This is a genomic window from Ruegeria sp. CG11 (assembly GCF_056537245.1).
Window position 1 is genome coordinate 1 of the sequence record NZ_JBQFRE010000038.1, and the last position, 10427, is coordinate 10427.

11 protein-coding genes are annotated in these 10427 nt (G+C 55.9%); all 11 read left to right on the forward strand.

The features are described 5' to 3' along the window. Positions 1-286 precede the first annotated feature (286 nt). The 11 genes from ACR0KW_RS23725 to ACR0KW_RS23775 all read left to right on the forward strand — a co-directional run bounded on the left by ACR0KW_RS23725 (position 287) and on the right by ACR0KW_RS23775 (position 10383). Entirely contained in the window at positions 287-460 is a 174-nt protein-coding gene (locus ACR0KW_RS23725) for a Flp family type IVb pilin (RefSeq protein WP_480807228.1), read from the forward strand. A 134-nt stretch (positions 461-594) separates the two neighbouring features. After that, on the forward strand, positions 595-1410 hold the full coding sequence (cpaB, locus tag ACR0KW_RS23730; RefSeq protein ID WP_480807229.1) for a Flp pilus assembly protein CpaB: 816 nt from the start codon (positions 595-597) through the stop codon (positions 1408-1410). Positions 1411-1433: 23 nt separating this feature from the next. Then, positions 1434-3002 carry a pilus assembly protein TadG-related protein gene (locus ACR0KW_RS23735; protein WP_480807230.1) on the forward strand — a complete coding sequence of 523 codons (1569 nt, stop codon included), beginning with the start codon at positions 1434-1436 and terminating at the stop codon, positions 3000-3002. Positions 3003-3007: 5 nt separating this feature from the next. After that, a complete protein-coding gene (locus tag ACR0KW_RS23740) occupies positions 3008-3514 on the forward strand; it encodes a TadE/TadG family type IV pilus assembly protein (protein ID WP_480807231.1) in 507 nt (168 codons plus the stop codon). After that, complete coding sequence (locus ACR0KW_RS23745; RefSeq protein ID WP_480807232.1) at positions 3511-4206, forward strand: TadE/TadG family type IV pilus assembly protein; 696 nt, start codon at positions 3511-3513, stop codon at positions 4204-4206. Before ACR0KW_RS23740 ends, ACR0KW_RS23745 begins: the two co-directional genes overlap by 4 nt. Positions 4207-4230: 24 nt before the next feature. Beyond that, positions 4231-5439, forward strand: coding sequence for a CpaE/TadZ family protein (locus ACR0KW_RS23750; RefSeq protein WP_480807233.1), 1209 nt, complete (start codon positions 4231-4233; stop codon positions 5437-5439). A 14-nt stretch (positions 5440-5453) separates the two neighbouring features. Further along, complete coding sequence (locus tag ACR0KW_RS23755) at positions 5454-6842, forward strand: TadA family conjugal transfer-associated ATPase (RefSeq protein ID WP_480807234.1); 1389 nt, start codon at positions 5454-5456, stop codon at positions 6840-6842. A 3-nt stretch (positions 6843-6845) separates the two neighbouring features. Then, positions 6846-7817, forward strand: a complete 972-nt coding sequence (locus ACR0KW_RS23760; protein WP_480807235.1) for a type II secretion system F family protein — start codon at positions 6846-6848, stop codon at positions 7815-7817. Between the two features lie 10 nt (positions 7818-7827). Next, complete coding sequence (locus tag ACR0KW_RS23765; RefSeq protein ID WP_480807236.1) at positions 7828-8829, forward strand: type II secretion system F family protein; 1002 nt, start codon at positions 7828-7830, stop codon at positions 8827-8829. Positions 8830-9053: 224 nt separating this feature from the next. Further along, positions 9054-9908 (forward strand): helix-turn-helix transcriptional regulator, encoded by an 855-nt coding sequence (locus tag ACR0KW_RS23770; protein WP_480807237.1) that lies wholly within the window; start codon positions 9054-9056, stop codon positions 9906-9908. Continuing rightward, positions 9898-10383 (forward strand): prepilin peptidase, encoded by a 486-nt coding sequence (locus tag ACR0KW_RS23775; RefSeq protein WP_480807238.1) that lies wholly within the window; start codon positions 9898-9900, stop codon positions 10381-10383. Before ACR0KW_RS23770 ends, ACR0KW_RS23775 begins: the two co-directional genes overlap by 11 nt. The last annotated feature ends 44 nt before the right edge of the window (positions 10384-10427 follow it).

Genomic DNA, 10427 nt, shown 5'->3' on the forward strand with positions numbered 1-10427 from the left:
TTCGACCCAACGTTTGCGACACGACCTTTGGCGGCCCGCCGGTTGGGACAGAATCACGAATCCAGCCCTTCAGATTTCGGTAAGGAATCAGGCAAGTTTGCGGCAAAGAATCGACCAAACTGCCAAATCTTACAATTTTAACGTGTATTTCTCCGTGGTTTGGAGGATGCGGCGCTCTGATGGCGGGACCTAACCTTGTGGAAGGCTCCGTCGGTATGGGGGGGTTAAAACGCCGCGAATTTGGGCGGCATCCATGAGTAACTAGTGAGTTAACCAGGAGAGTAAGATGTTGAAGCTTTATGTAATGATGAAGACCATGGCACGTGACGAAAGCGGCGCGACCATCGTGGAATACGGCGTCGCCCTGACCATCGTCACGGCGATTGCAGTGGCCACTCTGACCGCTTTGGGCGCTGACGTTAACGGTCAGTTCACCACCGCGGAAGGCCTGATTCCTTAAGGAATACAAAGCACGCGGTGCGCTCAGCACCGCGTGCTTATCGCCCCGGAAAATTCTCTTGATCCGCTGGCAATGTGCAACCGCTCAGATCGGTTCATTCGATAAACGCCAGGAAATAGCTGAAGGAGCACCAGATGAGACTCTCTGCCATTTTCACAGCATTGACGGGCCTGGTCGTAGCCGGAGGGTCGGTTTACGTCGCTCGGGATTACATTCAATTCGATACTCAGTCCGCAAATGTCGAGGCCGAGAGCGAGATGGTAAGCGTGGTCGTTGCATCGCGCGATATTTCGTTCGGTGAAGAAATCGAGCCCGGCGCGCTGACGACCATTGACTGGCCCCGGGGGGCTGTACCCGTGGGCGTCTTTACTGATTACGACGACCTGATTGCTGCGGCCAGCATGCCGACCCGTCGCGCCCGTCGCGCAATTGCTCAGGGTGAGCTGATCCTGAACAACAAGGTTTCCGACTTTGGTGAAAAGGTCACCATCGTTCAGACGCTGGGCGCAGATCATCGCGCCATGGCCATCGAGGTTGACGCTGAAACCGCCGTAGGGGGCTTTGTCACCCCGGGGGATCGGGTCGACGTGGTGATGACCACCGGCGAAAAACGAGACATGCAAGCCGTCACCATTTTGCAAAACATCAGGGTCATCGGTGTTGATCAGGAATCTGATGAACAGACCGACCAACCCGTTGTTGCGCGCACGGTTACTGTTGCCGTGACCCCGGATCAGGTCCAGCGCCTTGCCCTGGCGCAACGTGCCGGTCGGCTGAGCCTGACCTTGCGATCCATTGATGACACCGAAGACAAGACGCTGGCCATGACGAGGCTGAACGATCTGCTGATTGATGAACCGGTCGTTGCGCAGGACATCAAAGAACCGGTGCGCAAAACGATTATCCGGGTCCGCCGCGGCACCGAAGTGACAGAATCCATCATCAACTGAATCGACCAAGGAAGGCTTCGACCGTGTCCCTCGCTCAATTCATACGTCAATTCCGCAGCTCCGAAGATGGCGCGATCCTGGTCTTTGTTGCGGTGGCTCTGTCGGTCATGGTCGGTATGGCCGCCCTTGCATTCGACATTGGCCGCGTGACCACCACCCAGTCGGAATTGCAGAGCTTTGCGGACAATGTCGCCCTTGCGGCTGCGGGGGAACTGGATGGTCGCCCAGATTCAATCGCGCGCGCCACGAACGCAGCTGCAAACATGATCCGCGACCATCAAAGCTTTGGCGTTCGCAACAAGGATCAGCTGTTGTCTGGCGCAACGGATTACCAGCTGCAGTTTTACGAAAACCCGCCAACCACTGCGACCGATCCCGCTCAACCCGCGCAATTGCTGGATTCGACCGATCCCGACAGCGGACCGATTGCAGCATTTGTTCGGGTTACCGTCGACACGCACGAGGTCGCCACTCCGCTGGCGGCGGCGGCGGCGGGTCTGTTGGGCAATGCACAACCCTTCTCCAGTGTCAATGCCGAGGCCGTGGCAGGCTTCACCCTGATGGCCTGCGACATCACCCCGATGTTCATCTGCCTGCCGCAGCCCAGCCTCGATCTGACGGAAGGTCAGCTTATTAGGATGGTAAGTCAGGGCGGCAATGGTCATTGGGGTCCCGGAAATTTCGGTTTTCTGTCTTCCAATCAGACTCTGGCCATCGACGATTCTGGTGCCTGCGAACCTGCACCAAACGGTCAGGAAGATTCATGTGCTCTGGCCGCATCGCGCGCTGTTTCCATGTGCTTCAGCCAAAGAGGGGTAGAAACCAAACCGGGTCTGAGCGTGGGCAACATGGTGGCTGGCTTTAATACACGTTTCGACCGGTTTGAATCCAGCGCCAAGCAGTTCAGCAACGGCTCGCGCTACGACGTCGACAATTTCGCCTCTTCTCCGCATGTCCTGGACGGTTGGATCACTTCAGGTAACGGAAACAACTGCACCAGCCAGCTGTCGCCCACTTATGATGCGAACGGGGACCTTGATCCGGCCGCGACCGTTGGGTTGCCGCTTGACGATTGTTTTGCCAGCGGCACTTGCCCATCGCCTCGTATCGGTAACGGCGTGTTCACTGGCGGTCTTACCGAGTATCTGACTATCAACTACGGCGCTGATTTCAGCGGCCCTCTCCCAACCGGTATTCCATCTTGGTTCCCGACCGGTGGCACCCGTTATGACATCTACAATGCAGAGGTCACCAACCAAGCCGCCCTGGAAGCTATCCTGACCGCCGGCGGTAAAGCTGAAAGCAGCATGCCTTCGTGCCAACCCCCATCAGACGGTCGTGCCGATCCTACGCGCCGTGTTATCACCGTCGCCGGTATCGATTGCGCAACGTATGCGGACGAGCTTAACGGCGGGTCGGGCACCATTCCGGTCACCAGTTTCATCGAGATGTTTCTGATCCGCCCCTCGGAATCCGGCAGCACCGGTGCCAACGCGGTCATCTATGGTGAAGTCATTCGGACCGTATCGGATGGCATCGGCGGCGCCGGAGTCGGCGGCATCGTTCACGATCTGGTTCAGCTTTACGAGTAATGATCATGTTTGGTGCATCCCGTCATATCAGAAAAACCCTCAACCGGTTCCGCAATGATCAGTCCGGCGCGGCGTTGGTCGAATTCGCGATCCTTTTGCCGATCCTGTTGGTGACATTTGCCCTGATCGTCGAAGGGGGGCGGATTTTCTGGTCCTATCAAAATGCGATCACGGGGGTTCGGGACACTGCCCGTTATGTTGGCCGGATCGCCCCGTCGGACCTGTGCACTGCCTCGCCAAGCGCTGCAATCGGCGATTTCCAAACCGCTGTCTCAGATACTCTGACGTCGCTTTCGACCACTGACATTGCTGTTGGTCTAGACTCTCTGTCCCTCGAATGCGTTGGCAACGCAGGTGAATACCGCGTTTCGCCCACACCGGTTGCCGTACTGACCGCGTCACTGACAATTTCAAATCTGCCATTCACGCCCGTGTTCCAACTGGTTGGAGGCTCGGCAACGGCGCAGATCCAAACCACGATCACAGATCGCAGCCGGGTGTTTGGACCATGACCCGCCGCATTCACAAGATAACCCGCGAAATGTGGCGACTTGCCCGTCAGGAAGATGGGTCTACGGTCATCGAGCTTGCTTTTGTCCTGCCATTGTTCCTTTTGATATTCCTGGGCCTGATAGATTTCGGCCGATTGGCTTTCCACTATGTTGCGGCTGAAAAGACAGCACAGGTTGCCGCTCGGATGGCAGCAGTGATGCCACCTGCATGTGGCGGTGTGCCGACAACCAACATCCGGGGCACCTATACCGATATCACCGGCCCGCGGTTCGGAACCAATTGCAGTTTCGCATCCGGCGTCTGCGTCGAACCGGACGCCAACATATGCAACGGTGCGGCCCCCGCGAATGCAGCTGCCCAGACCACCGTGACCGACATCTGGAACATGCTTCAGTTTGCCGTTCCCAACGATCCCACCGCAGATTTCGACGAAAGCAACATCATATTCACTTACGATTTCGACCCGGAAATGAATTTCCTGGGTGGCCCTTACGTGCCGAAGGTCACAGTGACAATCGAAGAACTTCCGTTCCGGTTCGTCTCTCCGTTGGGTTCGATCGCAGCGCTGGTTTTGGGCGGCTCTACGCCAGAAACCGATGCGCTGACCGCCGCGACCACGGGCTTCAAGATATTTTCCGACTTTAGCGCAACCCTTCCTGGCGAAGACCTCGCCAGCGGAGTCAACGGTTGAATTTCTAATCATGGGAGCTGAAAAATGACTCAAAAATCATTAGCCCTAATCTCTGATAATGAGGCGATTAAGGATTCAGTCGCCCAGGCCGTCGACCGGTTCGATGATCTTTCGCTCGAGACACATACCGGAACATTGTCTTCGGTAAACGGCCGCGCCTGTGATCTGATGGGTGAAAATGACCTGCTGGTGTTCAGCTTTTCAGGCGAATTGGATCTGGAAACTGTCAGCGATCTTCGTCGTAGCGCCGGTTCGCGCGGCACCCTGCTGGCACTTAGTGACCGTGACATCTCATTGACCGAAGCGCGCGCGCTGAACAAATCGGGCGTGGACGAGATTCTGCCCTATCCCATCGGGCAGGACGAACTGGCCGAGCAGATTCAGCGTCTGACGGTCGACAGATCTTTGTTGCCCACCATTTATGCGCCGCAACCGCAGCGATTGGGACAGATCATCAGCGTATGCCCGGCCCGCGGTGGCATCGGTGCGTCGACGCTGTCCATCAACCTGGCCGACCAGTTGCAGGGGTATTCCGGCATCTTCAGGAAAAAAACGCAAAACAAGGTCGCTGTCGTCGATCTGGATTTGCAATTCGGTACGCTCGCGACGTCCTTGGACTTGCAGCCTTCCTCGGGGCTTTTGAGAATGGCCCAGGATGGGGTCATGCCAGACCGGACGTTCCTTCAGCAATCTCTGGTGCAACATGCATCCGGTTTGGAAGTCCTGAGCGCTCCCGAAGAATTCATTCCTCTGGATGTTCTGACACGCGAACAGGTCGGCGCGCTGATCGAGACTCTGCGTCTGGAATTCGACTTTGTCGTCATTGATCTGCCTCGGGTGCTGGTCGATTGGCTGGGTGCGGTTGTTAACGCGTCGGACCGGATGCTGATGGTGGGCGACAGCTCGGTCTCTTCGGTGCGCCAGTCCTGCCGTTTGATCGAGTTCTTCACAAAAGAGCGGCTCGAACCTCCGGTTGAGATCGTCATCAGCCAGGAAACGAAACCGACATTCCGTTTAAGCCAACATGTCGAAGCCCAAAAGGCACTGGAACGCGAGTTGCGGTTCTGGCTGCCAAGCGACGCGCGCCACGCAAAGCAGGCGCTGGATCGGGGTCAGTTGCTGTCGCAAGCCTCAGGCAGCTGTGCCTTGTCCAAGGCGATACGCACGATGGGTCGGAAAATCATGAATGAAACGATGGTCGGCAAAACCGATCTGAGAAACAACGCAGCTTAATTGGAGTCTAAGGGATGTTTGAAAAGTTTACACGTACCGGGCGAGCCAATGAGGCTGAAATTATCCAGCTGAATCAACGTGCCGAACCACAGGCCCAGGACAATCAGCCAGACACCGCCGCCGAAGATACAGAACTGGCCGATTGGCTTGAGCTCAAAAGCACTTTGCACGAGGCTTTGCTGGATCGGTTGAATCTTGCGGTGATCGAAAAGGTTGAGAAAGACGTGCTGCGGCGCGAAGTCGCCGGGGTTGTTGGCGGCGCTTTGTCTCAAACCGGCAGGCCGCTGAACACCGAAGACTTCAACCGTATCGTCGAAGAACTTCTGGACGAAATTCTGGGTTTTGGCCCGTTGGAACCCTTGCTGGCCGATCCAACTATCAACGACATTCTGGTTAACGGTTATCAGACGGTCTATGTCGAACGCTCTGGCCTGCTGGAACGCGTGCCGGTGCGGTTCCGCGATGAAAAGCACCTGTTGCGTGTTATCGACAAGATTGTCAGCAAGATCGGCCGACGCGTGGATGAGCGCCAGCCTTGGGTGGATGCCCGGCTGGAAGATGGCAGCCGTGTCAACGCAATCATCCGTCCGTGTTCGATTGACGGCCCCAGTGTTTCAATTCGAAAATTCGCCCAGTCGAAATTGACAATGGAAAAGCTGGTCGCAAATGGCGCTCTGAACGATGCCGCCGCGCGGTTCTTGCAATCGCTGGTATTTGCGCGCCTGAACGTCCTGATCGCAGGCGGGACGGGGTCGGGTAAGACAACGATGTTGAACGCCCTATCTTCGTATATCGACCATGGCGAGCGTGTCGTCACCATTGAAGACGCAGCAGAACTGCAACTCCAGCAGGAGCATGTTGTGCGACTGGAAACACGCCCGCCATCCCCGTCCGGCGACGGCCAGGTCATTCAGCGTGATTTGGTGCGCAACGCGCTGCGTATGCGCCCCGACAGGATCATTGTCGGTGAGGTTCGCGGAGCGGAGACCTTCGACATGCTTCAGGCCATGAATACGGGCCATGATGGCTCGATGACGACTGTACATGCGAACTCGGCGCGCGATTCATTGGGCCGCCTAGAGCAGATGGTCACGATGACGGGTATCGAATTTCCCGCCGCAGCCATTCGATCCCAGATCGCGTCGGGGCTGCACTTTATTGTGCATCTGTCGCGGTTGGCGGATGGGTCGCGCCGCGTCACCAGCATTTCGGAAATAACCGGGATGGAAGGTGAGATCATCACCATGCAAGACATCTTCGTGTTCCAGAAGAAGGGCCGAGCGGAAAGTGGTGAGGTGCTGGGTCAGTTTGTTCCCACCGGGATTCGCCCAAAATGCTATGACATGCTCACAGCCGCTGGTGTCGATCTCGAACCCGAGACTTTCCGAGTATCAGGAGGCTGAGGCATGACCAGCATCAATACCGCCGAACTTCTCAACTATCTGACGCTGGCTTGCGTCTTCGTCGGAGTTTTCATGCTGATTACCGGGGTGTTCCACTTTGCCCGTCGCGGTGAAAACCACGCCGAGGCCCGGAACCGCCGAATGCGCATGGTCCGGCAAGGCGTTTCCGATGAAGAGCGGCTCGCCTTGCTGCTTCCGGAAACCCAGACAGGGTTTTTTGCAAAGATCCCGTTTTTTGGGAGTTTGCCGGATACGCTGATTCAGGCGGGGCTGCATGTTTCAGCAAAGAATTTCGTGCTGCTCTGCCTGTTTGGCACTTTGGCGATCGCAGCTGTCGGTTTGATGTTCCTGCCGCCCTGGCAGGCGGCACCGATCGCGCTCATCCTGGGGGTGGTCATGCCTGCTTTGGTTGTGAAGTCGCGGCAGGCTGAACGCCAAAAAGCTTTGACCAGTCAGCTACCCGATGCACTAGAGCTGATGGCGCGCGGCCTGAAAATTGGCCACCCGGTCAACACCTCGATCAAAGCCGTCGCGGATGAGATGCAAGACCCGATAGGGTCCGAGTTTGGCATCATCTTCGACCAGATCAGTTTTGGTGATGAGCTTCCCGACGCGGTTCAGGACTTTGCTGATCGGGTCGGTTCGGAAGATGCACAGTACCTGGCGGCAAGCATGGCGATCCAACACGGCACCGGTGGCGATCTGGAGCGGATCGTGTCCGTTCTGGCCACCGTGGTCAGACGGCGCATCGCATTGCGTGCGCGGATCAAGGCCATTTCCGCCGAAGGACGCCTGTCCGGGTTTCTTCTGTCGATCATTCCGCTGGTGATCATGGGATTAATGACGATCAACGCGCCGGGATATTACACCGACGTCAGTGACGATCCCGCATTCATCAAACTTGCAGTACTGGTAGTCGTTTTGATGGTCTCGAACGTCATCATCCTGCACAAACTCGTCAATTTCCGTATCTGAGGGCAGTTTCATGGAACATATTCTGGAAATTATGTCGCTTCGTTTCGGTCTGCCAGCCGAAACAATTCTGCTGACCATCTTTGGCCTTGGCGTTTTGCTGATATTCGTTGCTGTAACCTCGGCGTTAAGCCGCCGCCATCCTGCGGCCGTCCGCATCGCCAATCTGCGCGCCCAAAGGTATGAGGCCCGCAATGACCGTGGACTGTTGCGCGAAACTATCGCTACCCCAAAGGGCCTTTTTAAAGCCGCGCTGCCCAGCAAAGAGTCTGAGCGGCGCAAGATTGAGGATCAGCTTATTCAGGCCGGGCTGACCGGTCGGAATGCCCTGCGGATCTATACGCTGACACGGGTTTGGCTTGGGATTTTCGTGCCAATGATTGTGGGTCTGCTCATTGTTGCCTCAAAAACACCCGGCATTCCCGTTCCCGGCGCGATTACGGGTATTTTTGAATCCATCAGCAAAGCCAATGCCATACAGCTTATCGGCTTGCTGACGGCCGTTGGGTACTTTCTTCCTACAGCCTGGTTGAAGCGTCGCCGCAAAGAGCGCCAGCAACGTATCCGCGACGCGTTTCCAAATGCCCTCGACCTGTTGCAGATTTCGCTTCACGCCGGTCTGGGCTTTGACGCAGCCATGACCCGGGTCGGAAACGAACTGGCGCTGGCCTCCCCTGATCTGGCATTTGAGTTTCTGAACACTCAGCACGAGATTCAGGCCGGGCGTCCCCGTGCAACTGCGCTGTCCGACATGGCGCGGCGTACAGGGGTTGATGAAATCCAGTCATTTGCCACAGTCGTCCAGCAATCCATGCGCTACGGAACCAGTATGTCCGAAGCCCTGACCACCTATGCGTCTGAAATGCGGGATTCGCGCGAAACCAGAGCGCAGGAACTGGCGAACCAGTTGCCGGTAAAGATGTCCGCCGTTCTGGCTGCGCTGATGCTGCCGACGCTGATCATCATCACCGCCGCACCTTCGATGATTCGATACTTCCGGGGCTTTGGGGCGTAGAATTCGTGCCCGGTTCCACTGCAATAACGTGTTCAAACAGATCGTGTTTCCAAAATGAGAACAAACGGAAGCCTTGTTCCAACACTTTTTGCCCGACTTAGGGGAAAATGGCTAAACTTATAAGCAGTTAAGTGGAGTCCGGCCACACAAAAAATCGAGACACAATCGATGGGTGGGGGTGTTTGTCGAAAGGGTTGATCGGGTTTCGGTCAATGTTAAACGGTATGAATGGTATGTTTTCGGCGCATCGTTTCGCGCCCGGTGCAATGGCACCGACTTCAGAACTTCTTAAAGTCGTAGCTGTCCTTTGCCAGGCCTCTCAGGGGAAATTTCCACTGCTAAACGCGCTGCGCGAAACAGCCCGCGCAATTGAGGCGGATGTCGTTTCAATCAGCCGGGTGGATCTGCTAGGCGATCAGAATGCGGCAAAAGTGCTGAGTTACGACGCCAATAACCAGGCACAGGACAGTTTCAGCGGTTTCGACTTTTGCATCGCGCCTGCCATCTGCGGCAATAACATGAGCCGGGCCAAACTGGGGTCGGCTTGGTTCGGAGAACACGATGACCTTTCCGAATACGAACATCTGTCAGAATTCTATGCTTTCCGCAGATTTTCCGAGTCTGTTTCCATTCTGCTGGAAAGGCAAAATGGTGTCGCCGACTTTCTGGAATTGCATTTCTGCCACCCCATCTCTTCGACCGTAGTAGAAATTCTGAGCGTTTTAGGCCCTGTTCTGTCGGATTGCTGGAAGAAAAGATCTCTTGGCCGGTTTTCCGAGGCGAAACTGAAAAACACGCGTCGAAAGTTGATCAAGAAAGACCCCAAAAGCATTTTGTCGATGGAAAACCCTTGTCGGCTGAGCCGCTCGGAATATCGGGTTTGCTTGTTATTGGCGCGGGGTTTGAACAACAACGCCTTGTTGTCCGAGCTGTCGATTTCAATTTCGACGCTCCGCACGCATCTTCGCAATATCTACGTCAAGACAGGAACGTCGTCTCAACCCGAATTGATCCATGATTTGCTGACCCCGATGGTCAAGCGCCAATCGCCGACTGCGGGTAGCGAAAATGTCGCCTGAAGTCGCGCAGTTCGCCCCTATGATCATCATTAGTCCGCTGTTGGCTGCAATGGCTTGGAGTGACCTGAAGAACCTCAGGATATCCAATAAGCTAGTGCTGATAATGCTCGCCGCTTTTGTCTTGTCCGCGCCCGTGTTTCTATCGTTGCACGAGTCGGTATATCGCGCGGTCTTCGGCGTCGGCGTATTTTTCGTTGGTTTTCTTGGCTTCACGCTACGCTTGTGGGGTGGAGGCGACGTAAAGGCAATTGCCGCACTGACATTGTTCGTGCCCAGCTACAGCCTTTTGCTGTTCTTTTACACATTCACCCTTTCCATGGCCGTGGGCATGCTTTTTGTCATCACAAGCCGCTCGATCATAGGATTTCCGGAATGCCGCTGGCTCGCCTTGCGACCAAAAGCCAGCTATCCGATGGGTGTGTCGATAGCCATGTCGGGTATACTACTGCCTTTGGTTGCGACGGGTTTTGGGTAGTACTTCCAGGGTAGTCTCGGTTGTGTCGCAAACTTTTGACCGAG

Bases quoted from the DNA above. Each gene is read 5' to 3' on its own strand.
- ACR0KW_RS23725 (WP_480807228.1), top strand. From the start codon at position 287: ATGTTGAAGCTTTATGTAATGATGAAGACCATGGCACGTGACGAAAGC.
- cpaB (WP_480807229.1), top strand. From the start codon at position 595: ATGAGACTCTCTGCCATTTTCACAGCATTGACGGGCCTGGTCGTAGCC.
- ACR0KW_RS23740 (WP_480807231.1), top strand. From the start codon at position 3,008: ATGTTTGGTGCATCCCGTCATATCAGAAAAACCCTCAACCGGTTCCGC.
- ACR0KW_RS23745 (WP_480807232.1), top strand. From the start codon at position 3,511: ATGACCCGCCGCATTCACAAGATAACCCGCGAAATGTGGCGACTTGCC.
- ACR0KW_RS23750 (WP_480807233.1), top strand. From the start codon at position 4,231: ATGACTCAAAAATCATTAGCCCTAATCTCTGATAATGAGGCGATTAAG.
- ACR0KW_RS23755 (WP_480807234.1), top strand. From the start codon at position 5,454: ATGTTTGAAAAGTTTACACGTACCGGGCGAGCCAATGAGGCTGAAATT.
- ACR0KW_RS23760 (WP_480807235.1), top strand. From the start codon at position 6,846: ATGACCAGCATCAATACCGCCGAACTTCTCAACTATCTGACGCTGGCT.
- ACR0KW_RS23765 (WP_480807236.1), top strand. From the start codon at position 7,828: ATGGAACATATTCTGGAAATTATGTCGCTTCGTTTCGGTCTGCCAGCC.
- ACR0KW_RS23770 (WP_480807237.1), top strand. From the start codon at position 9,054: ATGAATGGTATGTTTTCGGCGCATCGTTTCGCGCCCGGTGCAATGGCA.
- ACR0KW_RS23775 (WP_480807238.1), top strand. From the start codon at position 9,898: ATGTCGCCTGAAGTCGCGCAGTTCGCCCCTATGATCATCATTAGTCCG.